The 26,573-nt window shown below is 67.2% G+C and carries 19 protein-coding genes; 6 read left to right on the top strand and 13 right to left on the bottom strand.

Annotated elements, in window-relative coordinates; translation table 11 throughout:
• On the bottom strand, positions 1-8,953 hold an 8,953-nt coding region (locus AC5P9L_RS09735), incomplete at its 3' end, for a two-partner secretion domain-containing protein (protein WP_495218047.1).
• A 21-nt stretch (positions 8,954-8,974) separates the two neighbouring features.
• On the bottom strand, positions 8,975-10,651 hold the full coding sequence (locus AC5P9L_RS09730) for a ShlB/FhaC/HecB family hemolysin secretion/activation protein (RefSeq protein WP_223846377.1): 1,677 nt from the start codon (positions 10,649-10,651) through the stop codon (positions 8,975-8,977).
• A 364-nt stretch (positions 10,652-11,015) separates the two neighbouring features.
• On the opposite strand from AC5P9L_RS09730, the gene AC5P9L_RS09725 reads away from it, so the two are divergent.
• From AC5P9L_RS09725 to AC5P9L_RS09705, 5 genes are all read left to right on the top strand, one after another.
• Positions 11,016-11,408 (top strand): barstar family protein, encoded by a 393-nt coding sequence (locus AC5P9L_RS09725; RefSeq protein ID WP_005412662.1) that lies wholly within the window; start codon positions 11,016-11,018, stop codon positions 11,406-11,408.
• A gap of 135 nt (positions 11,409-11,543) precedes the next feature.
• Positions 11,544-14,135, top strand: a complete 2,592-nt coding sequence (mutS, locus tag AC5P9L_RS09720) for a DNA mismatch repair protein MutS (RefSeq protein WP_087802902.1) — start codon at positions 11,544-11,546, stop codon at positions 14,133-14,135.
• A 133-nt stretch (positions 14,136-14,268) separates the two neighbouring features.
• Positions 14,269-16,092 (top strand): hypothetical protein, encoded by a 1,824-nt coding sequence (locus AC5P9L_RS09715; protein WP_012479537.1) that lies wholly within the window; start codon positions 14,269-14,271, stop codon positions 16,090-16,092.
• Between the two features lie 180 nt (positions 16,093-16,272).
• Positions 16,273-17,916 (top strand): catalase, encoded by a 1,644-nt coding sequence (locus AC5P9L_RS09710; RefSeq protein ID WP_043035634.1) that lies wholly within the window; start codon positions 16,273-16,275, stop codon positions 17,914-17,916.
• Positions 17,917-18,024: 108 nt separating this feature from the next.
• Entirely contained in the window at positions 18,025-18,627 is a 603-nt protein-coding gene (locus tag AC5P9L_RS09705) for a DUF937 domain-containing protein (RefSeq protein ID WP_005408604.1), read from the top strand.
• 38 nt (positions 18,628-18,665) lie between these two features.
• Here AC5P9L_RS09705 and AC5P9L_RS09700 read toward each other — a convergent pair whose 3' ends face one another.
• Together AC5P9L_RS09700 and AC5P9L_RS09695 are read right to left on the bottom strand one after the other, a co-directional pair.
• Positions 18,666-19,073: an RNA-binding S4 domain-containing protein gene (locus AC5P9L_RS09700; RefSeq protein ID WP_024956742.1), complete on the bottom strand. Its 408-nt coding sequence runs from the start codon at positions 19,071-19,073 to the stop codon at positions 18,666-18,668.
• Positions 19,074-19,082: 9 nt separating this feature from the next.
• Complete coding sequence (locus AC5P9L_RS09695; protein WP_005408602.1) at positions 19,083-19,322, bottom strand: hypothetical protein; 240 nt, start codon at positions 19,320-19,322, stop codon at positions 19,083-19,085.
• 62 nt (positions 19,323-19,384) lie between these two features.
• Here AC5P9L_RS09695 and AC5P9L_RS09690 point away from each other — a divergent pair, with 62 nt between their 5' ends.
• Positions 19,385-20,845, top strand: coding sequence for an MATE family efflux transporter (locus AC5P9L_RS09690; RefSeq protein ID WP_005408601.1), 1,461 nt, complete (start codon positions 19,385-19,387; stop codon positions 20,843-20,845).
• Between the two features lie 117 nt (positions 20,846-20,962).
• Here the strand turns inward: AC5P9L_RS09690 and AC5P9L_RS09685 are convergent, their stop codons facing one another.
• From AC5P9L_RS09685 to AC5P9L_RS09645, 9 genes are all read right to left on the bottom strand, one after another.
• Positions 20,963-21,373 (bottom strand): DUF1801 domain-containing protein, encoded by a 411-nt coding sequence (locus AC5P9L_RS09685; protein ID WP_043035636.1) that lies wholly within the window; start codon positions 21,371-21,373, stop codon positions 20,963-20,965.
• A gap of 38 nt (positions 21,374-21,411) precedes the next feature.
• Positions 21,412-21,846, bottom strand: coding sequence for a DUF1801 domain-containing protein (locus AC5P9L_RS09680; RefSeq protein WP_062606757.1), 435 nt, complete (start codon positions 21,844-21,846; stop codon positions 21,412-21,414).
• Between the two features lie 80 nt (positions 21,847-21,926).
• Positions 21,927-22,307, bottom strand: coding sequence for a DUF6404 family protein (locus AC5P9L_RS09675; RefSeq protein WP_062606755.1), 381 nt, complete (start codon positions 22,305-22,307; stop codon positions 21,927-21,929).
• A gap of 82 nt (positions 22,308-22,389) precedes the next feature.
• Positions 22,390-22,791, bottom strand: coding sequence for a 50S ribosomal protein L19 (rplS, locus tag AC5P9L_RS09670; protein ID WP_005408597.1), 402 nt, complete (start codon positions 22,789-22,791; stop codon positions 22,390-22,392).
• A gap of 152 nt (positions 22,792-22,943) precedes the next feature.
• Positions 22,944-23,702 (bottom strand): tRNA (guanosine(37)-N1)-methyltransferase TrmD, encoded by a 759-nt coding sequence (gene trmD, locus AC5P9L_RS09665; RefSeq protein ID WP_005412653.1) that lies wholly within the window; start codon positions 23,700-23,702, stop codon positions 22,944-22,946.
• An 8-nt stretch (positions 23,703-23,710) separates the two neighbouring features.
• Positions 23,711-24,223, bottom strand: a complete 513-nt coding sequence (gene rimM / locus AC5P9L_RS09660) for a ribosome maturation factor RimM (RefSeq protein WP_005408595.1) — start codon at positions 24,221-24,223, stop codon at positions 23,711-23,713.
• A 44-nt stretch (positions 24,224-24,267) separates the two neighbouring features.
• Positions 24,268-24,528 carry a 30S ribosomal protein S16 gene (gene rpsP, locus AC5P9L_RS09655; protein ID WP_005408594.1) on the bottom strand — a complete coding sequence of 87 codons (261 nt, stop codon included), beginning with the start codon at positions 24,526-24,528 and terminating at the stop codon, positions 24,268-24,270.
• Positions 24,529-24,626: 98 nt separating this feature from the next.
• Positions 24,627-25,439: an aminotransferase class IV family protein gene (locus AC5P9L_RS09650; protein ID WP_062606753.1), complete on the bottom strand. Its 813-nt coding sequence runs from the start codon at positions 25,437-25,439 to the stop codon at positions 24,627-24,629.
• Positions 25,436-26,512, bottom strand: a complete 1,077-nt coding sequence (locus tag AC5P9L_RS09645; RefSeq protein ID WP_012479529.1) for an NAD(P)H-dependent flavin oxidoreductase — start codon at positions 26,510-26,512, stop codon at positions 25,436-25,438. Before AC5P9L_RS09645 ends, AC5P9L_RS09650 begins: the two co-directional genes overlap by 4 nt.
• Positions 26,513-26,573 lie beyond the last annotated feature (61 nt).

The following is a 26,573-nucleotide window of genomic DNA, read 5'->3' as shown; positions in this document are numbered from 1 at the left end:
TGCCCTCGGCCGACATCTGCGTGCCCTGGCTGAGGATCGAGCCGCCGTTGGCAATCAACGTGAGATCGCCGCCTGCAGCCAACTGGCTGACGCGGGCATCACTGGTCGAATGGCTCTGTTCGCTGTTGGTGCGCTGGCTGCCGGCAGTCACCACGGTCGAAGTCGTGGCCGCGCGCAGGCCGGAGGCTGCGCCTTCAGCGGTGCGGGTGATCCGCCCCATCGCCGAGCCACTGTCGGCCATGCCGTCGGTGGTCGAATCGCGGGCGCTGCGGTAGGCCTTGGTCGGGTCGTAGGTCACGCCCACGGAGAAGCCGCTGGACTTGCTGGCCTGACTGGATTGGTTGTCCGTGGTGTCCTGTCGCGCCAGCAGCGCAATGTCCTTGCCCACCAGTGTCAGGTTCTCGCCTGCGGCGACGTCCGAGGCCTCGATCGTCAGCGTGTTGCCAGCATTGATCAGCACATTGCCGTCGCGCGAGGCGATCGCCGATCCCACCTGGGTGGTGGACTGCTCGGCGCGGGTGCTGCTGTTCTTCGCGCTACTGTAGCCGACCGATGCCACGCCGTTGCCGAAGCCTCCGGTAACGCCGGATTTCTTCTTGCTCTCGTTGGACTCACTGCTGTGATGGTCCTCTGCGGCGGTGATCAATACGTTGTTGCCCGCCCCCAGAATCACATTACCAGTGGCATCGACCACCGCACCAACCGCAGTCAGATCGCGGCCGGCGGTGATGTTGATGCGCTCGCCCTGGATCGCCGTACCGATGGCATAACTGTCGCTGTTGTCGACGCTGCGCGTGGTGGTGGTACTGGAAAGCGTCTTCTTTTTCTTGTCGTAGCTGTCCAGGCTGTAGTCGTGCGTCTCGTTGGCCGAGAGCAGGTTGACGTCGCGGCCCGCGGCCACGCTTACCGCGCCGTCATTGCTGTCGACCAACGCGGCTGTCAGGTTCACGTCCCGGCCCGCGGTCAGCAGCAGATTGTCCCCGGCCTGCAACAGGCTGCCGCGCACCGTCTCATCACGCTGGCTGACCTGCAGCGAGCTGCGCTTGCCCGCACTGGAGAAGTCGCGGCTCTCACTGTCCACCAGCGCCTGGCTGTTGATGTCACCGCCGGCCTGCAATGCCAGACCTCCCGCCGCTTTGATCTGCGCGGCGGCCAGGTTGATGTCCTTGCCAGCGGCCAGCACCACATCGCCAGCGCCCTGCACCGAGCTGGCAGCATGTGTTGTCCTGCTGCTGCGCTGGTGGTTGCGCTCATCGAAGGTGGCGTCGCGGCGTTCTTCCAGCGCAATCGCGCCAACATCCAGAGTGCCGCCTGCGGCCAGCTGGGTAAGGCCGTCGGCGCCGGCGTTGCGGATCTGTGCGGCCTGCAGGCTGATGTCACCGCCAGCCACCACCGACAGCATGCCGTCGCCACTGGGGTTGGTCACATACAGACCAGCAACCCGATCGATGCGGTTGGTCTCGTACTGGTAGGTGCCACCGCCCCGCTGTGTCTCCACCGTGGAGGCCACCGTGACATTGCCCGCGGCCTTGACCGACAGCGCATCGGTGGCCGTCACGGTGGCACCGGCAATGCGGATGTCCTTGTCCGACGACAGCCCGACATACTGGCCGGAAATGCTGCCGCCAAGGTGCTCGATGTTGCCTGCATCGATGGTCACCAGCTTGCGGCCGGCGATGTTGCCGGTGTTGACCAGGCCATTGCCCAGCTTGATGTCGACATTGGCGCCGGCCAGCAGTGCACCCTGCCCGTCCAGATCGCCCGGGCGCAGGCGCAGGTAGACCTGCGGCACCAGCGCGGTGGTGGTGCTGCCATCGGCCAGGGTGACGGTCTGCTCGACCAGCCAGACGATGTCGCTGGTCAGCTGTGCCATCTGCGCTTCGGTCAGCGCCACGCCGGGCCGCAGGCCCCATTCGCTGGCGACCGTGGCACCGGCCTCCAGCAGAGCACGGTACTGCGCCTCGTCACTGGCGTAGCCGTCGAGGAAGCGGCGACCGGTCAACTGGCCGATCTGCTCACGCACCAACTTCTGCTCGTAGTACCCATCACCCAGCCGCTTCTGCACGGTATCGGGCGAGTAGCCCATCTGGCCCAGCAGGTGGTCCGAGCTCAGCCAGGTCTTGTGGTCGGTAAAGCGCGGATCGGTCTCGACCAGGTAGTGACCACCGTTGGGATTGACGTTGAACAGGCTGGCGCTCGGCGCGCGCGTGTCCGGTGCGCCCATCGCGATGCGATCCGGCGATCCGCCACTGGCCGCGACTACGCGCGGCCCAGACGTGCCGGTGTTGCCGCTCACGCCGCCGACGTTGCCGCCCTGCTGGGTACCGGCGGCATCGGCCGCCTGTGCCAGCGCGCGTTCGGCACCGGTGCCGGTGGACTGGCCGGGCCCCTGCGCACTGCCATGGCCCGGCCCATCCGGCAGCGCCTTGGGCCCCTGCACGTTGAGGTTGGCCATGGCCGAACCGTTCTGCACGTTCGGTGCGTTGCGCCCCTGGTTGAGGTTGCTCAGGTCACCGACATCGATGCTCAACGTGCCGTTGGCGGTAATCTGGCCCCCCAGCTGGCCGATCTTTTCGGAGATGGGCTCGGCGGTCCATTGCGTTCGGGTGCCGTCGTAGGCGATGGAGGTGTTGTTGAAGGTATGCGTGCGGAACAATTCGAGACCGACGTTACTGACACGGCTGTCGGCGCCGTGACCGACGATCTGCAGATTGCCGCCCGCAGCAATCTGCGCGTAGCGGTTGTTCAGCTCGTCCACCGACAGGCGCATGTTGCCGCCGGAACGGATCACCGCATCGGCACCGGCACCGGGCTGCAGCTGGTCCTCATGGGCCACGTGGTGGGCAACGCGCTTTTCTTCATTGAGGCCGTGTTCCTGCGTGTGCTGGCGGCGACCGACGATGGTCGCATCGGGATTGCTCAACGACGCCGGGGTGATGAACTGGATGCAGGTAGTGCTGCAGGTACCGTAGGCGCTGGAGAACGTCAGGCGGTCGTTCTGGTAGGTGAACTTCTCCTTCGACTTCAGCACGTCGAACGGATCGCCGCCCGGCACCTGGTCCGGATTGGCGGCGGTACCCTTGCTCACGTAATAGATCGTGACGGTACCGGTGACCGGATCCATGCGCCAGCGCTCACCGCGCACGTCATAGCCCAATCCACCAGAGCCGAAGAAGAAGCGCGAGGTGTTCGCGGTCAGGCGAACCACCGCCTTGCCCAGGCGGGTGCCGTCCGGAGCGATGTAGGGCTCGTCCTGCAGCACGTCTTCCGGCGCGATGTAATAGAACTCCCAGGCCTTGTAATTGCTGGTATCGCTGACCGTGCCTGCGGTGTTCTTCGAGTTCTTCTGCCACGCCGCCACCATCATGTTGACGGTAGTGTCGATGGTCTTGACCTGGGTCGGGGCGATCGCCACGTTCTCGCGGATGTTGTTGACCACCTGCGCATCGATGGACAGATTGCCGCCCACATCGATGACCGAGCTGATGTTGTCGATCCGCCCGGCAATGCCGCTGGCGATCCGGTCGGCGCCGAGCGTGCCACCGATGGCCGCATCGCCGCCGCTGTAGATCAGGCCCTTGCCGGTGTTCTGCAGTTCGCGCACGCCCAGGTCCAGCCGCTCGCGTGCGGCCACGGTGCCGACGCGGGTGGCACCACCGGCCTCTTCGGCGCGGTTCTTCAGCACGCCGGTGGAGATCGCCACGTGGTCACCGTAGATGCGTCCGGTGCCGAGATTGTCGATCTCGCCAGCCTCCAGGTGCGTCAGCGCGCCATCGATCAGGCCGCGGTTGGTCAGCTGGCCACGGGCATTGAGGTGGGTCGTACCCTGGCTGGAGATCTCACCCGAGGCTGCGTTGATGATGTTCTGGGCGTTGAGGTCGAGGTTGCCACCGCGCACGATACCCTGGTTGTCGAGGTCGCCGGACAGGTTCAGCGACAGCGTGCCGTTGGCGATCCATTCGCCACGGTGGCGCATGCCCTGCTGCAGGGTGAGGCCGAGGTCACGCTGCGCATGTACCTGGCCATCTTCGCTGAGCACACGTGCCACCAGGGTCTGGCTGCCATCAGCGCGCAGCAGGCCACCGCTGTTGGCGACGTTGTCCGCCTGGCTGTCCAGGTTGCCGCCGGTGCTGATCATGCCGCCGGTGTTCTGCAGCTGGCCGTTGATCTGCAGCCGCGCACTGCCGTCGATGACGACCTGGCCCTGGCTGTTGTCCAGCCACTGTGCACCGAACTGCAGCTGGCCCGCCTGCAGCCCACGCGTGCCGTCACCGCCACGGGTGTTGCGGTTGTCCACGCTGGCGGCCGTGAGGGTCAACCGCTGGCCGGCCGTGATCGCGCCGGCGGCGTTGTCCACGTGCCCGTCGAGGGTCAGGTCGAGGTTGCGTCCGGCCTGCACGCGACCACCGGCATTGACCAGGCTCGCCGCCCGCAGCGAAAGATCCGCAGCGCTGGCAAGTGTTCCACCGGCACTGTTGTCAACGCGGGCCAGCAGCAGACGCGCATCGCCTTGTGCATTGACTGCGCCGCCACGGTTGTCCAGCACACCGCCTTCCAGCTGCAGCTTCCCGGCCGCCAGCAGCCCACCGCTGCCGGCCGTGAAACGGTTGTCGATGTCCTGCCCGGCCGTGTTGATGGTCAGGTCGGCCGCCGACTGCACGCGACCGCCCTGGTTGTCCAGAACGCCACTGTGCACACTCAGCGCGCCCTTCTGCGTACCCAGCGTGCCGGCGCGGTTGTCCAGCCGCTGGCCGCGGGTATCGATGTCCAGCTGGCCACCCAGCAGCGTGCCCCGCTGGTTGTCCAGGCCGTTACCCTGCAGCTGCAGCCGTTCGCCGGCCTGCATCGCGCCGTCGCTGTTGTCCACGCCTGCCGCCGTGGTCACCGTCAGGTCCTTGCCAGCGACCAGGGTGCCGTGGCGGTTGTCGAGACTGCCGGCGTCCAGGGTCACCATGCCGGTGCTGGACAGCAGGCCCTGCTCGCCATTGTCGAGACGACCGTCAACGCCCAGCACCAGCGCGCTGCCGCCCGCGTGCACGGTGCCGCCCTGGTTACCAAGGCTGGCCGCGGTGACCGTGCCGGCACCGCCGAGCAGGATCCGGCCCTTCTGGTTGTCCAGCGCCTGGCCGATCGCCAGCGTGGAGTGCCCGGTGCCTGCGCCCTGCAGCGTGCCTTGCGCATTGTTCAGCTGCTGCGCGATGACATCCAGCGCGCCATTGCTGGCGAGTGAACCGCCGCGATTGTCCAGCATACCCTGCACGCGCAGGCGCAGCGCATCTTCACCGGTTGCGGTGAGCGTGCCACCGGCGGTGGTCAGGGTGCCGGCGCTGATGGCGACGCGACGCGCCGAGGTGGTCGCTCCACTCAGATCGAGCGTGGCGCCATCCAGCACGAAGCTGCCGTTGCTGAGCACGCTGCCGCCCTTGCCCAGCAGGGCCTGCGCCGAGACCTGCAGCTGGCCACTGCCGGCGTGCTGGATCCTGCCTGCACTGTTGTCCAGCGTCCGGGCCAGCAGGGTCAGGTCGCCATTGCTGGCCAGCGTGCCACCGGCATTGCCCAGCGCCGTCGCCTTGACGCGACTGGCGCCTTCGCCGCTGGCAATGATGCGGCCACCGGCGTTGTCGAGCGTGGTGGCCTCCAGGTCGAGGCGATCGGCGCCCAGCGTCGCGTCACGATGATCCATGTCGTCGGCGCGCAAGGTCAGTGTGGCCGAGGAGACCAGCGTGCCCTTGCTGCCGTCCAGGCGGCCGGTGGTGATGTCCAGGCCCTGGTTGCCGGCCTGGCGGATACTGCCGCCACTGTTGTCCAGCCGTGCGGCGGCGATCGTCAGGCGGTTGGCGTTGCTGGCGATCGTGCCTTCGTGATTGTCCAGCGCACCGACGATCTGCAACGTGCTGTCGGCCGTTCCGGCGCCGCTGAGCGTGCCCGTGCGGTTGATCAGTTCACCGGCCTGCACATCCAGTGCCCCGTTGCCGGCGATCGTGCCGCCACTGTTGTCCACGCGCTGCGCCACGTGCAGCCGCAGCGCGTCGCTGCCGGTCGCGCTGAGGTTGCCGCCGGTGTTGTCCAAGCGCTGCGCATCGATGGCAATGCGCTCTGCCTGGGTAGTGCTGCCGGCCCCCAGCAGCAGGTCGCCGCCCTCAAGTTCCAGCGCCGACTGGCTGAGGATGCGGCCGCCCGCACCCTGCAGGCTGTCGGCGCGGATCTGCAACGTACCGTCGCCGGCGTGTTCGATTGCACCGCTGCGGTTGTCCAGGCTTGCCGCCTGCAGCCGCAGATCACCGGTACCGGCCAGGCGGCCGCCGTTGCTGTTGTCCAAGCGCTCTCGTGCCTGCACCTGCAGCGCGCCGCTGCCTGCCGCCAGCACCTTGCCGCCCTGGTTGACCAGGCTGCCAACCTGCAGCTGCACCTGGCCATTGCCGGAGATGCCGCCGCCGCTGTTATCCAGCGTGTCGCGCACCGTCAGCGCCACGCCCTGCGTTCCGGCCGACTGCAGCGTGCCCTTCTGGTTGTCGATGCGACCGGCGTCGATGCGCAGGCCGCCGTTGCCGACGATCTGGCCGCCCTGGTTGTCGAGCGCCTCGCGCACGTCCAGTGCCAGCTCCGAGACACCCTGCGAGACGATCTGGCCCTGGCGGTTGCGCAGCACATCGGCGTGGATCTGCACACTCTGCGCCGACGTCGTACCGGCGCTCACATCCAGCTCGCCGCCGGACAGCACCAGTGCACCGTTGCTGAGCAGGCGCCCCTCGCTGCCATGCAGCGTATCGGCCTGCACGCTCAAGCGCCCGGTGCCAGCCTGCTGCACCAGGCCCTTGCTGTTGTCGAGCGTGGTCGCGGTCACTATCAGGTCGCCGTTGCCGGCCAACGTGCCACCTGCGCCGTTGTCCAGGCTCGACGCCTTCACCGAACTGGCGCCGGTTCCGAGCGACAGCAGGCTGCCGCCGCGGTTGTCCAGCATGCCAGCCACGATGTCGAATCCCGCCGCACTGAGCGCACCGTTGCGCAGGTCGGCGCTGCCAGTCGTCCAGTGCAGGCGCCCCACCGTGCTCAGCCGTCCACCGGGACCGGCCCAGTCACCCGTGTCCAGCGTGAGGCCACCCTCACCGGCATGTTCAATGCGGCCATCGGCATTGCCGACCTGGCCTGCTTGCAGCGCCAACTGCGCGGCGTTGGTGGCCAGCAGGCCGCCGTCATTGTTGAACAGACCCTGCACCGTCCACGACGATGCCGCCTTGCCGGCGTGCCGCAATTCACCCCCGCGGTTGTCGAGCGACTGCGCATCCAGCCGCAGGCCGCCGGCCACGCTCAGCGCACCCTTCTGGTTCGACAACAGGCCGACATGCAACGCGGCATCGCCATGCACCTGCAGCGTGCCGCCATCATTGCGCAGCTCGCCCCCAGCCTGCAGCGCGCTCACTCCCAGGCGACCGCCGCTGTTGTCGAGTCCGGCACGTGCGGCGAGCGATACCGCACCACCATTGGCGATGCTGCCGCCGTCATTGTCCAGCATGCCGGCGATGGCGATCAGGCCCTCGGCCATCGGTACCACTGGCGAGGTCGGCGTGCCGGTCGAGCCGCCGCCGGTACCCGGCGTCCCCGTACCCGGGGCACCGGTTCCCGGCGTTCCTCCGCCGCTGCCCGGCGACGTGCCGCCCCCTGGGCCACCGCCGTTGCCACCGGACGCGACGGCATCCAGCGCACCCAGCAGACCGTTGCTGCGGTTGCGGGCCGCTTCGGCCTTGAGCGCCAGCGCCTGCACACCAGTCTGTTCAATGCTGCCGCCATGGTTGCGCAGGCCCTGCGCCTCGACCTGCAGGCGCTGTGCGTTGAGCTTGCCGCCGCTGTTGTCCAGCGTGCCGCCGGTGTCGATCGCAACCTCGCGCGTGGCGGCGATGGTGCCGGCATTTGCAAGATCACCGCGCGCCTGCAAGCGCACGTTCTGCAGCGACTGCAGTGCGCCGGTGTTTTCCAGGCGGCCGTCCACCGTCACCACCAGCTCACCGACCTGCGCGCCGATGCTGCCGGCATTGCGCACGCCCACACCGTGCTCGTTGCCGACCAGCCAGATCTTGTTGGCGAACATGCCGCCGAGAGCGCCCACGTCCAGCGCGAAGGTCGGTGCCTCGCCGTTGGCCGGGATCAGGCTGGCCTGGCTGTGGTCGGCATTGACCACGGTGTTGCCCAGCGTGGCCTGCAACTGGTTGGCCCAGATGCCGGCGTTGACCTTCAGTGACCGGGTGATCAGGTCGGTGTAGTCAGCGCGGCTGGTGTCCAGACCCTCTCCATCGATCTGGATCGCACCACCGGTGACGCGGTAGCCCTCCAGTACCCCAGCACCCGTGAACATCGGCGTGCCGGTGGTCAGGGTCACGCGGCTGGCGTTGAGGAAGCCGCCGCCGTTGACCTGGATGCCGGCCGGGTTGGCGATGATCACCTCGGCGCGCTGCCCGGCCACTTCCACGTAGCCGTTGAGCCGGCTGGCCGGACCGTTCACTTCATTGAGGATGACCCGCGCACTGCCGGTGGCAAGCCACGGATTGCCCTGCACCCAGCCCCCCAGCTGCGTCTGCACCTGGCCGCGGGCGTTGTTGAGGATGACGCCCTCGCGTCCGACATCGAACTGCGAATAGCGGTTGCGCGACACACCCGCCGCCGACGGCGTGGTGATGTTCACCATCGGCACACCATTGGGGGCCGTCACCATCGTCGGCCGTTCACGGCCCGGCGCATTGGGATCGGAAATGATGCGCGCATCGGACTGCGCCAGTGCAGGGGTTACCATGCTGACCCAGCCCAGTGAGCACATCAGTGCGAAGCCCAGCGGCGACAGCGCGGCGCTCTGCCGGCCCGGCACATGGCCGACCAGGCCACCGCCACCCTTCACCAGCTCCGACGCCACCTGCCAGACGCGCAGCGCGCGGTTGAAAACCAGACGATAGATAGTGTTCATGTCACGTGTCCTTGTGGCAGATCAGTAGCGCCAGGCCAGGCTGAAGCCGAATGTGGTGTAGTCGGTGGGGAAATGGGCGGGCTTGTGCAGTGCCGAACCGACGAAGCCATCCCAGGAAAACTGCTGCCAGCCGCCGCGCAGGCCCAGCGCCATGCCCGCCAGGTCACGGCCGGACTGCCACTGCGCGGATGGGCCGCCGATGCGGCCGTAGTCGGCGGCGACGTAGAACTCCTGGCCACCGCCGATGCCCAGCGAAAGATCGTTGCGCAGCGACCAGCCGCGCTCACCGCTGAGCGAGCTTTCACCATCGAAACCGCGCACGGTATAGCGGCCGCCGATGGCGAAGCGGTCCTGTGGCGAGAGCGGCGTGCGGTTCCACTGCGCCCGCCATGCGGCGGTGTAGCGCAGGCGCTGCCTGCCCAGCTGGAACGGCACGCTGAACTGCGCGTCGGCGGTGATCAGCTTCATCCGCGAGGTCCCTTCCAGCGGCAGCGTCGGATCCCACTGCTGCGCCTTCTCTTCTGGCGAGCGCAAGGCGTGGAAGGCCCCCGTGCCACGCCGGTAGGCCACGCTGGCATCGAGCGTGGCGTTGCCGATGAACTGCTTGTGGGTCAGGCCCAGTTCCCAGCCCGCGGTGCGGCGGCGCTGTACTTCGATCTCGGTATCGTCGATGTAGTTCTTCGACTCTCGCTGCCACCCGCGCGCGTAGGCGCTGAACTTGACCTTGGCATTGCGCAGCAAAAGCCGGTCTACCCGCGCTTCGGCGTTTTGGCTGCGGCCGCTGTAGTCATAGCTTTCAAAGGCACCCACCACGTTCTGGCTGTAGTCGTAAGCGCTGGCGGTGGCACCGAACAGCCAATACCCGTAGGGCACGTCGTAGTGCGCGGTCCAGCTGTTGGTGTCCTTGCCTCGGCCATTGAACACGCCACGGCCGGCGCTGATGTAGAACAGCTCGTTCAGGCCCAGCGGATTGTCCAATGACAGCGTGGCATTGGCCTGCAGCTTGCCGGTGCCGCGGCTGCCGGCATCGTCCAGGGTGACGCTGGCGCGCACCGGTGAGCGCTGCGTCCAGTCGATCTGCAGGTCGCTCTGGCCTGGCGCCGCGCCCTCGCCGTCGGCCGGCGCGATCTTGATGTCGGCGCTGACGGTGGGCACGCGCTGCAGGTTCTCCAGCCCCTGCTCGATGTCGCGCAGGTTGAGCAGGCCGCCGCTGCGGATCGGCAGTGCATTGGCGAGGGCCGGATGCCGTCCCTGCGGGTCGGAGAACACGGCCTCGCGGAACCGGCCTGGCACCACCGACAACGTCAGCGTGCCCTGGTTGAGGTCCTGCGGTGCCGACAGCACCCGCGTGGTGACATAGCCGCGGGCGATGATCGCGGTCTGCACGCGCTTCATCACCACGTTGATGCCTTCGGTCCCCAGGCAACGGCCTGTGGCCGGATCGTCGACCGGGTCGGCAGCCGCCAGTGCCCAGCCGAAGCGCTGGCTGTCCTCGCCTTCCAGCACGATGCGATCGATGCGCACGCAGGGGCGCTCCTGCGCCGGCAGGCGGTCGCCCTCCTTCTGCGCGTTCCGCTCCAGGCGGACGTCGGGGCGTTGTTCCTGCTGCTCGCGCAGCACGCGTTCGCGTTCCTGTTGCCTCAGCAGTTCCTGCGCGGCTGGATCACCGGCCTGCTGGGCGGCAACACCGAAGGTCATGCCAAGCAACACCACCCACCCACCACCACGGCACGCCTGTCGTGCCTGCTTCTTCCCTGACCGCACAGTGTTTTCCTGATATTGATGCAGGCCGTCAGGCGCTCTGTCCGGAAAAGGACAATGCATCGACGTGCCGGCTTGATTCGGGTCTGCCGACGCACAGGCGACAGCACGCCGCTACGCGAAGCGCAGAAAGGCGCAAAGGGTATCGGCCGCCTCAGGAACTTCTATAGGAAAGATTGCAAATTCAGTCGACTGCGGGGCAACACGCCGCAAACGCCCAGGACGCTGCGCGTTCGGGCCATGGCGCGAACCCTGGTCCTACAGCACGCCAGCTTCCGCCTGCTGACGCTACAGTCGCAGCATGACCATCGTCCTACAGATTGAAGGCGCCGCCATCAATGACATCCCCAGCCTGTACGCGGAGATCAACCGCGTGTTCATGGCCGGCGAGAACTGGCAGCTCGGGCCAAGCCTGGACGCCCTGGATGACCTGCTGCATGGCGACTATGGGGTGTTGGCCGGCCACGACCGGGCCACGGTGATCTGGGGTGATATCGAGCACAGCCGCGCCGCACTGGGACGAACTACCACATGTCAGTGGCTGCAGTCCAAGCTGGAAGCCCCGGGCACCTTCAATAGGCGGACCATTGCGCTCCAGCTGGACGCCCTGCAACGAGGCCAGGGCCAGACCTACTTCGGGATCGTAATGGAGATCTTCGCAAGCCACCGGCAGATCACCCTGGTTCCGGCCTGACTGTGTGCTCCGCACGGGCAATGCCCACCAACCGCAGCGGCGCCCACCGGCCCCAGCAGTTACCATGGACGGCCCTGTACCCGCTCCGCTGCCGCTGCCGCCCGGCGCGGCCGGACGCCCTGATCCACGAGTCCCATGTCAAAAGACAAGTCCGCCGAACACACCCCGCTGATGAAGCAGTTCTTCGCAGCCAAGTCCGACTACCCGGACCTGCTGCTGTTCTTCCGCATGGGCGACTTCTACGAGCTGTTCTACGACGACGCGCGCAAGGCTGCGCGGCTGCTCGACATCACCCTGACCCAGCGTGGCAGCTCCGGCGGCGCACCGATCCCGATGGCCGGCGTGCCGGTGCATGCCTACGAAGGCTACCTGGCACGGCTGGTGGCGCTGGGCGAGTCGGTGGCGATCTGCGAGCAGATCGGCGACCCGGCGCTCGCCAAGGGCCTGGTCGAACGCAAGGTGGTGCGCATCGTCACCCCCGGCACGGTCACCGACGAAGCGCTGCTGGACGAGCGCCGCGACACCCTGCTGATGGCGTTGTCGCGCAGCAAGCAGGGCTACGGCCTGGCCTGGGCCGACCTTGCCGGTGGCCGCTTCCTGGTCAACGAAGTGGAGACCGACGACGCCCTGGAAGCCGAGCTGGCACGGCTGGAGCCGGCCGAGCTGCTGGTGCCCGACGAGGAGAACTGGCCGGAGTTCCTGCGCCAGCGCACCGGCGTGCGCCGCCGTGCGCCGTGGCTGTTCGACGCGGACAGCGGGCGCCGACAGCTGCTGAACTTCTTCAAGCTGCACGATCTGAGCGGCTTCGGTATCGATGACAAGCCACGTGCCACCGCCGCCGCCGGCGCCCTGCTCGGCTATGTCGAGGAAACCCAGAAGCAGCGCCTGCCGCACCTGACTTCGATCGCGATGGAAACCGCCGGCGAGGCGATCGCGATGAACGCCGCCACCCGCCGCCACCTGGAATTGGACACGCGTGTCGACGGTGATACCCGCAATACCCTGCTGGGCGTGCTCGACAGCACGGTGACACCCATGGGTGGGCGCCTGCTGCGCCGCTGGCTGCACCGCCCGCTGCGCCTGCGCGAGGTGCTGGTGCAGCGCCACCACGCGGTGGAAACCCTGATCGATCGCGGTGCGGACGCCGACATCCGCGAGCAGTTCCGCCGCCTCGGCGATCTGGAACGCATCCTCACCCGCGTCGCGCTGCGCTCGGCGCGCCCGCGCGATTTCTCCACCCTGCGTGACGGCCTGGGCCTGCTGCCGGCGGTGCGCGAAGTGCTGGCCCCGCTGGACTCGCCGCGCCTGCAGGCCCTGCATGCGGCGCTGGGCGAACACGACGCGTGCGCGCAGCTGCTGGCCAGCGCCATCGCCGACATGCCGCCGCTGAAGCTGAGCGACGGCGGCGTGCTGGCCGATGGCTTCGATGAAGAGCTGGACGAGCTGCGCCGGCTGTCCACCCATGCCGACCAGTTCCTGGTCGACCTGGAACTGCGCGAGCGCGAGAGCAGCGGTATTCCCACCCTGAAGGTGGGCTACAACCGCGTTCACGGTTACTACATCGAAATCAGCAAGGGCCAGTCCGATCGTGCGCCGGTGCACTACACCCGCCGCCAGACGCTGACCAATGCCGAGCGCTACATCACCGAAGAACTGAAGGCATTCGAGGACAAGGTGCTGTCCGCGCGCGACCGTTCGCTGTCGCGCGAGAAGTACCTGTACGAGCAGCTGCTGGACACCCTTGGCGGGCAGTTGGAACCGCTGAAGCAGTGTGCCGCTGCGCTGAGCGAACTGGACGTGCTGGCCGCCTTCGCCGAACGCGCGCAGGCGCTGGACTGGGCGCGCCCGGAACTGCAGGCCGAGCCGTGCCTGAAGATCGAACGCGGCCGCCATCCAGTGGTCGAAGCGGTACGCGAACAGCCGTTCGAACCCAATGACCTGGACCTGCATCCGGACCGTCGCATGCTGGTCATCACCGGCCCGAACATGGGCGGTAAATCGACCTACATGCGGCAAAATGCGCTGATCGTTCTGCTGGCCCACATCGGCAGCTTCGTGCCGGCCAGCCGGGCGGTGATCGGCCCGATCGACCGCATCCTGACCCGCATCGGCGCCGGCGACGACCTCGCCCGCGGGCAGTCAACCTTCATGGTCGAGATGGCCGAGACCAGCTACATCCTGCACCACGCCACCGCCCATTCGCTGGTGCTGATGGACGAGATCGGCCGTGGCACCTCCACCTACGATGGCCTGGCGCTGGCCGACGCGGTGGCCCGCCACCTGGCCTACCAGAACCGCTGCTACACGCTGTTCGCCACCCACTACTTCGAGCTGACCGCGCTGGCCGACGAACAGCATGAGGGCGGCCGCAGCGGCATCGCCAACGTGCACCTGGACGCGGTCGAGCACGGCGAAGCGCTGGTGTTCATGCACGCAGTGAAGGACGGCCCGGCCAACCGCAGCTTTGGCCTGCAGGTGGCCGCACTGGCCGGCCTGCCGCGCGCCACTGTGGCGCAGGCACGGCGTCGCCTGGCCGAGCTGGAACAGCGCGGCGCTGAAAGCCACGCCGCCGAGCTGGCGCCGCAGGCGCTGGATGCCCCGCAGCAGTTCGGGCTGTTCGCGGCGCCATCCAGCAAGGCGCAGGAAGCGCTGGCGGCGATCGATCCGGACGAACTGACGCCGAAGCAGGCGCTGGAAGCGCTGTACCGGCTGAAAACGCTGCTGTAAGTGCGCCTGGCCAGGGGGCACCATGCCCCCCTGGAAGCCACCGCGGAGAATCCTGCATACTCGGCCACGCAGACCGCCACAGGGGAGCTGGGGCGCCGTTCCGCACAGTCACTGAAACTGCGATCCCAGCGGCATGCAATGGGGCCGGGCAACATGCCGCGGCATCGAAGCGAGGGGATTCGATCACGAGGGAACGAACATGCGGCGTACGGTTCTAGCGTTGTTGCTGGTGTGTGGCGTGGCCGATGCACAGGAATTCGTAAGCAGCGAGCGTACCTACGACGAACGCCTGCGGGGTGCGCGGGTCGCGGCGCTCGGCGATGATCTGTTTGGTGATTCCCTAAACAGGAAGGATGGCACGCTGCAGTTCTCGCAGACCGATGTCGTGGTGCCGACCAGCAGTGGAATGCGGGTCGCATTCACCCGCACAACGCCGAAGCAGAAACAGGGACTGGATCGCGCTGCCGCCCCGCTGGGGGCGTCCTGGGAGATCGATGCCCCCTACATGATGGGCTCCTACGATCAACGCCGGGGCTGGAATGCGGCGGGCGGCGGCCGCTGCAGCGGCAGCAACCTGTCCCCGACCGAGTGGGTGGGCCCGTCACCGGACTTCAACACCCGGGTCATCCCGAAGCACACCTATTGGAGCGGCATCTTCATCAACCTCCCTGCGGTCGGTTATGAATCCCTTTTGCTGAAGGAAGCAGGGGCAAGCCTGCCCCAGGATGGGGCAACCTACATTGGCACCTCGGCCAGCCAGTGGCGCGTCAGCTGCCTGCCAGCCATCAGGAATGGAACCGGCGAAGGTTTTGTGGTGCGGACCACCGATGGCACCCGTTACTTCTTCGATTGGATGGCGGTCCGCGACCAGCACGACGTGCTGGCCAACGAGTACTATCGTGATGGCAATGGCAATGGCACATCGCAGCCCTACCTGCTGGTTCCGGTCGTCGATGTCTTCCTCTACGCGACACGTGTCGAGGACCGCCACGGCAACTGGGTCAGTTACAGCTACGACGGTGCCAACCCGACCCGCCTGCTGGCGATCATTTCCAATGACGGAGCCCGGATCGATATCGACTATGACGCGCAGGGCAAGATCGGCGCCGTCCGGGCCGGGGATCGCACCTGGCGTTACAACTACGTCGACAGCTACTGGGGGCGCACGCTCAACGAAGTCGTACTTCCCGACCAGTCGCGCTGGACCTTCTCCACCGACCGCCATGTGGGCGCCATGCCGTGGACGATGGTGCCCCCCGTCCTGAATCCAGGCTTCTACATGAATTCCTGCGCGCAGAATGCAACGGGATTCCGCTCGGAAGATGCCGGCGACCCGGCCTTCAACGATGTGATCACCATGCGCCATCCCAGCGGCGCACAAGGGGTGTTCTCGCTTCGCCAGTTGATCCACGGATCGGACAACACGCCTGGCAGCTGCGGCATCATCGGCACTAGTTCCTCCAACTTCGGGTTTGGCTCATTCGGCATTCCCAATGCCTACATGGCCAAGTCGCTGGTATCCAAGACCCTGTCCGGGCCCGGCATCCAGCCCGCCTCCTGGACGTACACATACTCACCACACTGGTCATTCACCGGTGGCTGCACCTCCAACTGCGTTTCAACAACCTGGGAAAACCGGCCCGACGGCGTGCAGGCCGAGTATGTCTTCGGCAACGACTACACCGCCAACATCGGCGACCTGCAGATCGAGCGCCTTCGCCGTGCCGGCCTGGTGGTACAGGAAACCCGGTATGTGAAGGCAGCCGCATCGGGGCCCTACCCCGCACGCTATGGAACGCAACTGGCGCCACGCGGGAATCCGCTGACCACCCAGATCCGGCCGATGCAGGACACCCAGCTGCGCCGGGACGGGATGCTTCATCGTCGTTATGTGGATGCATTCGACGGCCTAGCGCGCCCGGTGCGCATCGTCGAATCGAGCACTGCTGGCCCATGATCGGAGCGTGTCGGGATGCGAGCCGCCGGGCGACCGGAACAAGGCCCCGGCAATGAATTCCCGACAATCGATAGACAGAAGCTATAGAAGTGAATGATTCATTCGATTATTCATTTCATCTGGCCATAGCTAAAGTCGAGTGAAGATGTTCCACCCCGTCTTCACCCGCAGGAGCCAGCCATGAGCCAGTCCGATAACAACAGCCCCAAGTGCCCGTATCACACCGCGCCGTCGCCTGCGGAAGGCACCCAGCAGCAGCGTGAACTGAGCACCACGCCCAAGCAGAAGCACGGCGATGATCCGGTCACGCCGATGACCACGGCCTTCGGCGCACCGGTGGTGGACAACCAGAACAGCAAGACCGCCGGCCCACGTGGCCCGCTGCTGATGGAAGACGTCTGGCTGCTGGAGAAGCTGGCCAACCTCAACCGCGAGATCATTCCCGAGCGCCGCATGCACGCCAAGGGCTCGGGCGCGTTCGGTACTTTCACCGTCACCCACGACATCAGCAAGTACACCCGTGCCAAGCTGTTCGAGAAGGTCGGCAAGCAGACCGAGATGTTCGCGCGCTTCACCACGGTGGCCGGCGAGCGTGGCGCCGCCGACGCCGAGCGTGACATCCGCGGCTTCGCACTGAAGTTCTACACCGAAGAAGGCAACTGGGACCTGGTCGGCAACAACACGCCGGTGTTCTTCCTGCGCGACCCGCGCAAGTTCGCCGACCTCAACAAGGCCGTGAAACGCGACCCGCATACCAACCTGCGCAGCGCGCGCAACAACTGGGACTTCTGGACGTTGCTGCCCGAAGCCCTGCTGCAGGTGACCGTGGTGATGAGCGACCGCGGCATCCCGCGCAGCTTCCGCCACATGCACGGCTTCGGCTCGCACACCTACAGCTTCACCAACGCCGACAGCGAGCGCTTCTGGGTGAAGTTCCACTTCGTCAGCCAGCAGGGCATCGAATCGCTGACCGACGCGCAGGCGCAGATCCTGGTCGGCCATGACCGCGAAAGCCACGGCCGCGACCTGTTCGCCGCAATCGAGAAGGGCGACTTCCCGAAGTGGAAGCTGTTCATCCAGGTCATGCCCGAGCTGGAGGCGGAAACCTACCGCATCCATCCGTTCGACCTGACCAAGGTGTGGCCGAAGAGCGACTACCCGCTGATCGAAGTGGGCCAGTTCGAACTGAACCGCAACCCGGTCAACTGGTACCAGGACGTGGAGCAATCCGCGTTCGCACCGAGCAATCTGGTGCCCGGCATCGGCCCGTCGCCGGACAAGATGCTGCAGGCACGCCTGTTCGCCTATTCCGATGCGCAGCGCTACCGCCTGGGCGTGAACCACCACCAGATTCCGGTGAACGCCGCACGCTGCCCGGTGCACAGCAACCACCGCGACGGTGCGATGCGCGTGGACGGCAACTACGGCGGCCTGCCGCACTACGAGCCGAACAGCTACGGCCAGTGGCAGGAACAGCCGCAGTACCGCGAGCCGCCGATGAAGATCCGCGGTGACGCCGACTTCTGGAATTTCCGTGAGGACGACGCCGACTACTTCAGCCAGCCCGGTGCGCTGTTCCGCAGCTACAACCAGGCACAGAAGGACCGCCTGTTCGCCAACACCGCCCGCGCCCTGGGCGATGCGCCGGACTTCATCAAGCAGCGCCACATCGACAACTGCAGCAAGGCCGACCCGGCCTATGGCGCTGGCGTTGCCGCAGCGCTGAAGGCGCTGGCCAGCCAGCCTTCGGATCCGTTCAAGCCGGCGCAGCCGGAAGCGGACTTCCCCACCGCGACCCCGGGCGCCGAAGACATCGAGCTCTGATCGCCCTGCCCCGTGAACAGCACGCCGCCTCCCCGTGAGGCGGCGTCGCCGTTTTAACGGTCCGCGTCGTACCTTCTGCACGCCCCACCCCAATCAAGGATTCCGCAGATGAGCCTCACCGACGAACTTCTCGCCAAACTGCAGGGCGCACCGCTGCAGCAGGTGTCGCAGCAGCTCGGCATCAGCGACACCCAGGCTTCCGGTGCGATCAGTGCCGCGCTGCCGGTGCTGATGGGCGCGCTGGGCAACAACGCCTCGCAGCCGCAGGGCGCGCAGGCGCTGCTCGGCGCGCTGCAGAACAACCACAGTGGGCTGGACCTGGGCAGCGTGCTCGGTTCGGTACTGGGCGGCGGTGGCGGTGGTGCCGCCAGCGATGGCGCCGGCATCCTCGGCCACATCTTCGGCGGCAACCAGCAGAAGGTGGAAACCGGCCTGGCCCAGGCCACCCAGCTCGACAGTGGCCGCACCAGCCAGCTGCTGCAGATCCTCGCACCGATCGTGATGGCTTTCCTCGCCCAGCGCCTCGGTGGCGGCCAGGCCGACGCCGGCTCGCTCAGCCAGGCCCTCGGCCAGGAAAAGCAGCAGGTGCAGCAGCAGGGCGGTCTTGCCGGCGGCCTGCTCGGCAGCCTGCTGGACCAGGACGGTGACGGCCAGCTCGGCGTGGGCGATCTGCTGAAGATCGGCGGCAGCCTGCTGGGCGGCAAGCGCTGAGCCAAGGGGGCGCCGGATCCGGTCTGGCGCCCTGCTGCTTACAACGCGTCGATATCGCCGAGCGCGCGGATCAACCGCCGTGCGCGCTTGTCCGGCTTGTGCTCCGGCGGCTGGAAACCATCGCGCGCCGCGATGCGCAACGCGCGCTGTTCGGCACGGCGCGCCTTCGAGGCCTCACTCTCGGCATACAACTGCTGCGCCGTCGGCGCCGGCCCGCGCTGGTCGCTCAGGCCCAGCACCTGGATCTCGAAATGCTCTTCGCCGCGGTCGACCTGCAGCTGCTCACCGACGCGCACTGCGCGTGAGGATTTCGGGCGCTGCCCGGCGACGCTGACCTTGCCGGTTTCGATGGCCTGCTTGGCCAGGCTGCGGGTCTTGAAGAAACGGGCCGCCCACAGCCAGATGTCCAGGCGGACACTGGGCGACAGCGCGGAAAGCTCGGTCATCGGCAGGGACTACTCCGTTCGCTTGTTCAGGGGACGCGGGTTGTCGGGGTCGGTGCGGCAGCCGCTGCCCCCGATCAGGGTGGGAACGCCGGCGGAAAGATCCTGGCGCTGGCTGCCGACCAGGCACTCGGGGCGGTCGGTTGGCCGCACCTGGGTATCGCCCAGCCGGTCACCTGTCGAACATGCGGCCAGCGCGGCGCCGATCAAGGCCAGCGCCAGCCTTCGCTTCACCTGCAGTCGTTGACGCATTGCCACATCCCGCAAACCGGCTTGGTGCTAGTGTGCGCCTCCCGGGATTCGATCACCACTCCATGGCCAAAGCGCCGCTTGACCTGACCTCCGGCCCGATCGGCCGCAATCTCCTGTTGTTTTCCCTGCCGATCCTGGCCGGCAACATCGCGCAGTCGCTGAACGGTTCGGTGAATGCGGTCTGGGTCGGGCGCTTCCTCGGCGAGGCGGCACTGACCGCCACCGCGAACGCCAACAACATCATGTTCTTCCTGATCGGCTCGGTGTTCGGCTTCGGCATGGCCTCGACCATCCTGATCGGCCAGGCGATCGGCGCGCGCGACATCGCGCAGGCGCGGCGCGTGGTGGGTACCAGCGCCACCTTCTTCATCGGCCTGTCAGTGATCATCGCCATCGCCGGCTGGTTCATGGCCCATCCGCTGCTGGCGGCGATGGGCACGCCGGCCGCCTCGCTGCCATTGGCCGAGGCCTACCTGCAGATCATCTTCCTGGCGATGCCGACGCTGTATGCGTTCGCCTTCCTCACCGCCGCGCTGCGCGGTGCCGGTGACTCGCGCACGCCGTTCCGTTTCCTGATGGTGTCGGTGGCACTGGACATCGTGCTGAACCCGGTGCTGATCTTCGGCATGGGGCCGTTCCCCGCGCTGGGCATCGCCGGCTCGGCCTGGGCCACGCTCGTCGCGCAGACGCTGTCGCTGGCCGGCCTGCTGCTGTACATGCGGCACAAGCGCCACACGTTGTGGCTGGGCCGCGCCGACATGCGCCTGTTCAAGCTCGACCTGACCATCCTGAAAGCGCTGGTGCTCAAGGGTGTGCCGATGGGCCTGCAGATGGTGTTGATCTCGCTGTCGGTGATCCTGCTGATGACCATGGTCAACCAGTACGGCACCGACACCGCCGCCGGTTACGGCGCTTCCCTGCAGCTGTGGAACTACCTGCAGATGCCGGCGATGGCGATCGGCGCGGCGTGCTCTTCGATGGCGGCGCAGAATGTCGGTGCGCAGCGCTGGGACCGCGTACGCGGCACCGCACGCCAGGGCGTGCTGTTCAATTTCCTGCTGACCGGCGCGCTGATCCTGCCGCTGGTCCTGTTTGATCGCCAGCTGCTGGCCCTGTTCCTGCCGCCGGCCAGCCAGGCGCTGGACATTGCCCGTCATCTCAACCACGTGGTGATCGGCTCGTTCCTGTTCTTCGGCGTCAGCTTCGTGATCTCCGGCGTGGTGCGCTCCACCGGTGCGGTGATCCCGCCGCTGCTGATCCTGGCTGGTTCGCTGTGGGGCGTTCGCGTGCCGTTCGCCGAGCTGCTGCAGCCGTATTGGGGCGCCGATGCGATCTGGTGGAGTTTCCCGGTCAGCTCGCTGGTGTCGATGCTGCTGTCGTTGGCGTATTACCGCTGGGGCGGCTGGCGCAAGGCGAAGATGATCAGCAAGCCCTCGCACGCCGAGGAACTGGCCACGCCGTCGGAAATTCCGGCTTGCCCGCCGTCGCCAGTGGCCGACCCGGATGCCGCACCGATGCGGTAATACCGGCCGCTGGCCGGCAACCTCATGGGCCAGTGAACGCCACGGTAGTGCCGGCCGCTGGCCGGCAACCTCACACCTCTCCAGCAGCATCGCGGCACAGCCGGCCAGCGGCCGGCTCTACCGCTTCTTCTTCTTCGCCGCGTTGAACGTCGCCGCCGCGCGCATCAACGCCTTGAACGCGGCGGCATCCGGCATCGCGCCTTCATGGATATCGATCGCGCGCCGCGTGTTGCCCTCCAGGCTGGCGTTGAACAGGCCCTTCGGATCGGCCAGCGCCGCGCCATTGGCAAACGTCAGCTTCACCGCCTGCTTGTAGGTCTCGCCGGTGCACAGGATGCCGTTGTGCTCCCACACCGGTGTACCCCGCCATTTCCAGGTTTCCTGCACGTCGGGCAGCGCCTCATGGATCAACGCACGCACGCGTGCCAGCGCTTCGCCACGCCAGTCGCCCAGTTCGGCGATGCGCGCATCGATCAGTTCGGCGGCCGGGGTTCCGGCATCAGCCGGGTTGGGTGCATGCGTGGCCATCAGCGGCTCTCGTCGGCAAGGAGATCAGAACGGTGGGCTTACATGTGTTCGCCGGGCAATGCCGCGGCCTGGCGCACCCAGTCAAGAAACCGGGCTTCATCCAGTACGCCATCCTGTGCAATGTGCAGGTAGCGCGTATCGGCACTCCTGGACGGCTCCGGCGGCACCGGTTTCAGCGCAGCGCCGCGGAAGAACGCCACCTTGATATAGCGGGTGAAGCAATGGAAGCTGAGAAACCAGCCTTCGCCCGCGGCCACCGCATACATCGGCGAGTTCCACTTCACCGCCTTGTGCACCCCGGGTACGGCCTGTTCGACCAGCGCATCCAGCCGTGCGCCGATCGGCCGCTTCCAGTCCGGCATCGCCGCGATATAGGCCTGTACCGTGGCATCGCCCTCGCCCTTGGCGATCTGCGGATTACCGCCTGACAACAGCTTGTGCGCAGCGGAAGGTGCGGTTCGCTTGGCAGGCATCGCACGGCACGTCCATCGGGATGATGCCGGCAGCCTACCGCGGCCTGTGCCGGGCGGTCACGGCGCAGTGCGCCATCGGCTCAGTCCGCCTGCCCCGCGCGGAACTGGCGCCACTCCGGCAGCTTGCGGTGCCGGCGCAGCGCGCGCATCAGCGCCGCCATCACCATGCCGAACAGCGCTCCGGCCAACAGCCCGGCCACCAGCAGCAGCGCCAGCGGACGCTCACTGCCCTGCCACAGCATCAGCCACATCAGCGCGGTCCAGAACAGCCCGAACAACAGGCCCTGCACCAGCGCATTGGTACCGAAGCCGGCCAGGATCGGCGGTGGCAGTGCGATGCCCATGCGCCACAGCAGGCGATGCAGCAACGGCGCCGACTGCACACGCGCCAATCCCTTGCCGTCGAGGAAGCGCAACGCCGACTGGATCACGGCGGGATAGCGCGGGTTGATGTCGTTCATCACCTGATCGTGGCCGATGCGCTGCCGAAAACGCAAACGGCCACCCGAAGGTGGCCGTCGCGGCAACAACCGAAGTTGTTTATCAGGCCTTTTCGGCCAGACGGGCAGCCTTGGCGGCAGCAGCGGCAGCCAGGTCTTCCTTGATGCGGGCAGCCTTGCCTTCCAGGCCACGCAGGTAGTACAGCTTGCCGGCGCGGACCTTGCCACGACGCTTCACTTCGACCGAGTCGATGATGGCGCTGTGGGTCTGGAACACGCGCTCGACGCCGTAGCCGTGCGAGATCTTGCGCACGGTGAACGAGGAGTTCAGGCCGGCGTTCTTGGTGGCGATGACGACGCCTTCGTAGGCCTGCACGCGCTCGCGGCTGCCTTCCTTCACCTTCACGTTGACGACAACGGTGTCGCCCTGGCTGAACTTCGGCAGTTCACGGGTGATCTGGGCGGATTCGAATTCCGCAACGATGGACTTGTTCAGCTTGCTCATGGGTTACACCGATTCTTGTTCGGGTGGGCGTGTCATGTAGACAACGTGGGCTCATGCAGTCACCGGACTGTGCTGCACGTTTGTTGTGGGTACTGCGCGCCGGCCTAGGCTGGCGGTAATTGGCCATGATAGCCGATAAAGCCGGCCCTGCGCTAGGGGTCGGCCTTCTGTTTCTGGGCCTGACGGCCCTGTTCCAGCAGCGTGCGGTCGGCCTTGCCCAGCGCCTGTTCATCCAGCAGGTCCGGGCGCCGCTGGGCGGTACGGACCAGCGACTGCTGGCGGCGCCACGCGGCGATGGCCGCATGGTTGCCTGAGCGCAGCACGTCCGGCACGTCGCCCAGAGGGTGCTGGGCCGGCTGGCTGTAGTGCGGACAGTCGAGCAGGCCCAGATCACCTTCGAAGCTGTCCTGGGCCGCTGATTCAGCGTCATTCAGGGCCCCGTCCTGCAGGCGGGCCACGGCGTCGATGATGACCGCCGCACCCAGCTCGCCACCCGACAGCACATAGTCGCCGAGGGAGATTTCCTCGTCGACATTGGCTTCCAGGAAACGCTCGTCGATGCCCTCGTAGCGGCCACAGAGCAGGACCATGCGCGGCAACGCCGCCAGTTCCCGCACCTTGGCCTGAGTCAACGGCGCCCCCTGCGGGCTGAGATGGATCACCCGCGCCGGGGTCGGATCAGCATCGCGGATCGCCTGCAGGCAGGCCTGCAACGGCTCGATCAGCATCACCATGCCCGGGCCGCCACCGAATGGACGGTCGTCCACCCGGCGGTAGTTGCCTTCGGCGTAATCACGGGGATTCCAGCCATGCAGGCTGAACAACCCCTTCTCCTGCGCGCGCCCGACCACGCCCAGTCCAGCGGACTGGGCGAGGAACTCGGGGAACAGGGTGATGACGTCGAAACGCATGCTCACACTCAGAACTCGGGATCCCAGTCGACCACGACCAGGTTGGCCTCGAAATCGACCGACTTGACGAAGTCCGGCTGCACGAACGGGATCATCCGCTCGCGGTCACCCCGGACCACCACCACGTCGTTGGCGCCGGTGCTGAACAGGTGCGAGACCTGGCCCAGGGCAACGCCCTCGGTGGTCTTCACGTCCAGGCCTTCCAGGTCCACCCAGTAATACTCATCGGGCTTCGGCGGTGGCAGGGCACTGCGGGCCACGTAGATCTCGGTGCCGCGCATCGCTTCAACGGTATCGCGGTCCTCGACGCCGGGGAACCGGGCGACCAGGTGCTTGCCACTGTCGCGGCCACGCACACCTTCAATCGTGGTTTCCACGCCGGACGGGCTGCGCACGATCCACGGCTGGTAACGGAAAATGGCGGAACGTGGCTCGGTCCAGGACTCGAGCTTGATCTCGCCGCGCACACCAAAAGCGCCGACAACCCTGCCCAGCAGGATGCGGCGCTCGATATCTTTCATCTGCTTCAACCAAGAGGGCCACGCCGAAGCGTGGCCCGTCAGGATCAGGCCGCAGCGGCCTGGGACTTGGTCGCTTCCTTGATCAGGTTGCGGACCTTGTCGGTCGGCTGGGCGCCGTTCTTGACCCAATGGTCAACGCGGGCCAGGTCCAGCTCGATGCGCTTCTCGCCGCCCTGGGCGACCGGGTTGTAGAAACCAACGCGCTCGATGTTGCGGCCGTCGCGCGCGCTGCGCACGTCGGTGACGATGATGTGGTAGAACGGACGCTTCTTGGCGCCGCCGCGGGTCAGTCGAATCTTGACCATGGTGTTTTTCCTATTGCCCAGTCGCCAGGATGGCGAGGTAAGCGGGCGATTATAGCGGCAGAGTCCGGCCGAGCCAACCCCGGGGGGTTCGCTTGGGGTCAGATCCCTTTTGCGGCGCAAAAGGGATCTGGCCCCAGCCCCTGCCAAGCCACCGCCGCCAGCACCGCCCTGCTCTGTTCAGCCAGCGCCTGCGAGCTTGGCAGGAGATGCCCGTCGATGGCCTCCAGCGCCCACAGGCCGCTGGCGTTGCAGGCAAAAGCGGCCTTCACACTGCCCAGTTCAGCCAGCGCCAACGGCCGCGTCAACTGCGCATCGGGCCAATGCCGCTTCAGCAGCGCTTCGGCCGTACCGCGCAGGGCCGGCGCCTGCGGCCAGAGCAGCCGTTCACCATCGTGCACGGCCAGATTCCAGGTGCTGCCTTCACTCACGTCGCCATCAGCGGTCACGAACAGCACATCGTCGAATCCTTCGGCCATCGCCGCTCGGCGCTCGGCGAACAGGCCAAACGTGCCCACGTGCTTGATCTGCGGCATTTCGCGCTGCCAGACCACGCTGCGCACGCGCTTGGGCGCGACCAGGGCCACCGGCGCTGATACTGCCACCAGCACGTCCACCGGCACCGCCGCCAGCGGGTTGCGGAAATCGAACCGGCGCGAGTACACCGTCACCCGCAGCGAGGCATCGGCCAGGCCGGCCTGTTGCAGGGCCTGTGCCATCCAGGTCTGCACCTGCACCGTATCCAGCTCGCTGCCGAACAGTTCACGGGTCGCCTGTGACAGCCGCGCCAGATGCAGGTCCAGTCCCTGCACCGCGTGGTCGCGCACCTGCAGCGAGGTGAAATGGCCGTAGTTGACCAGCGCCGGCAGCAGATCCTCGACCTGTGCCGGCAGGCCGTTGCAGGTCACCGTCATCGCAGCAGCGCCTGCGCCTGGCTCCACATGCCGCGCAGCACGTCGGCGGCCGGCTGTGCCGGCGCCATCCACGCCGACTGCCCGGCCCAGGCCTGCATCGCCGCCAGGCGGTTTTCCTGCGCGGCCTGCTTGCGCATCGGCGCGGTCAGCCCGCGCTGCACCGGGTACGGGCGTGGCGCCGGGGCGCCTTCTGCGGCAGCGGCGCGCACATAGGCGGTCGCCAGGCCGCGGCCCAGGCGGCCGCTGAAGGCGCGGGTCGGCCAGGTGTCTTCCGGTTCGCTGGCGGCCAGCCCATCGGCCCATGCCGAGGCGATCGCTGCTTCGGGCGTGCGCAGGAACGCGGTGCCGATCTGCACCGCGCTGGCCCCCAACGTGAGCGCGGCGGCGATACCGCGGCCATCGGCGATACCGCCGGCGGCAATCACCGGGATCTGCAGGTGATCGGCCAGGCGCGGCAGCAGCGCGAACAGGCCGACCAGCTGGCGCTCGGCCATCGCCGGATCGAACGCACCGCGATGGCCGCCCGCTTCCATGCCCTGCGCCACCACCGCATCGGCACCGGCGTCCTGTGCTGCACGCGCTTCGGACAAGGTGGTCGCGCAGGCGATCCAGGCAATGCCGGCATCCTTCAACTGCTGCACGTGGCGCGGCAGCAACACACCCATGATGGTCGAGGCCACCGCCGGGCGTGCGGCCAGCAGTGCGGCGAACTGTTCTTCGAAGTCGGCGGGCGTGGCATCGGCGGCGCTGGCCGGCACGTCCGGGCCCCACTGCGTCAGGAAGGCGCGGCTGGCAGCCTCGGCGGCAACGTCACGGGTCGGCACCGGATCCGGCACCCACAGGTTCACCTGCGCCGGGCCATTGGAAGCGGCGCGGAAGTCATCCATCCAGCGGCCGATATCGGCGGCCGGCGACAGCACCGCACCCATCGCGCCCATGCTGCCGGCATTGGCCAGCGCGGCCGACAGCGGCACCGGGCAGGCACCGGCCATCGGTGCCAGCAGGATCGGAAGCTGCAATGAAAAACGCCGACAGAAGGTGTCGGCGCGTTCAAGAATCGGCGATGCATTCACGCGACATACCTGTTGGAGAAGTCGCCATCCAGCATACGCCAGTCATTGTGACCGGGGCCGC

The organism is Stenotrophomonas sp. YJH_SMC_64, assembly GCF_059371375.1.
Note: the sequence above shows the minus strand (reverse complement) of the source record. Positions and strands in the feature narration are given on the sequence as shown.

Bases quoted from the DNA above. Each gene is read 5' to 3' on its own strand.
- AC5P9L_RS09730 (WP_223846377.1), bottom strand. From the start codon at position 10,651: ATGACCTTCGGTGTTGCCGCCCAGCAGGCCGGTGATCCAGCCGCGCAG.
- AC5P9L_RS09725 (WP_005412662.1), top strand. From the start codon at position 11,016: ATGACCATCGTCCTACAGATTGAAGGCGCCGCCATCAATGACATCCCC.
- mutS (WP_087802902.1), top strand. From the start codon at position 11,544: ATGTCAAAAGACAAGTCCGCCGAACACACCCCGCTGATGAAGCAGTTC.
- AC5P9L_RS09715 (WP_012479537.1), top strand. From the start codon at position 14,269: ATGCAATGGGGCCGGGCAACATGCCGCGGCATCGAAGCGAGGGGATTC.
- AC5P9L_RS09710 (WP_043035634.1), top strand. From the start codon at position 16,273: ATGAGCCAGTCCGATAACAACAGCCCCAAGTGCCCGTATCACACCGCG.
- AC5P9L_RS09705 (WP_005408604.1), top strand. From the start codon at position 18,025: ATGAGCCTCACCGACGAACTTCTCGCCAAACTGCAGGGCGCACCGCTG.
- AC5P9L_RS09700 (WP_024956742.1), bottom strand. From the start codon at position 19,073: ATGACCGAGCTTTCCGCGCTGTCGCCCAGTGTCCGCCTGGACATCTGG.
- AC5P9L_RS09695 (WP_005408602.1), bottom strand. From the start codon at position 19,322: ATGCGTCAACGACTGCAGGTGAAGCGAAGGCTGGCGCTGGCCTTGATC.
- AC5P9L_RS09690 (WP_005408601.1), top strand. From the start codon at position 19,385: ATGGCCAAAGCGCCGCTTGACCTGACCTCCGGCCCGATCGGCCGCAAT.
- AC5P9L_RS09685 (WP_043035636.1), bottom strand. From the start codon at position 21,373: ATGGCCACGCATGCACCCAACCCGGCTGATGCCGGAACCCCGGCCGCC.
- AC5P9L_RS09680 (WP_062606757.1), bottom strand. From the start codon at position 21,846: ATGCCTGCCAAGCGAACCGCACCTTCCGCTGCGCACAAGCTGTTGTCA.
- AC5P9L_RS09675 (WP_062606755.1), bottom strand. From the start codon at position 22,307: ATGAACGACATCAACCCGCGCTATCCCGCCGTGATCCAGTCGGCGTTG.
- rplS (WP_005408597.1), bottom strand. From the start codon at position 22,791: ATGAGCAAGCTGAACAAGTCCATCGTTGCGGAATTCGAATCCGCCCAG.
- trmD (WP_005412653.1), bottom strand. From the start codon at position 23,702: ATGCGTTTCGACGTCATCACCCTGTTCCCCGAGTTCCTCGCCCAGTCC.
- rimM (WP_005408595.1), bottom strand. From the start codon at position 24,223: ATGAAAGATATCGAGCGCCGCATCCTGCTGGGCAGGGTTGTCGGCGCT.
- rpsP (WP_005408594.1), bottom strand. From the start codon at position 24,528: ATGGTCAAGATTCGACTGACCCGCGGCGGCGCCAAGAAGCGTCCGTTC.
- AC5P9L_RS09650 (WP_062606753.1), bottom strand. From the start codon at position 25,439: ATGACGGTGACCTGCAACGGCCTGCCGGCACAGGTCGAGGATCTGCTG.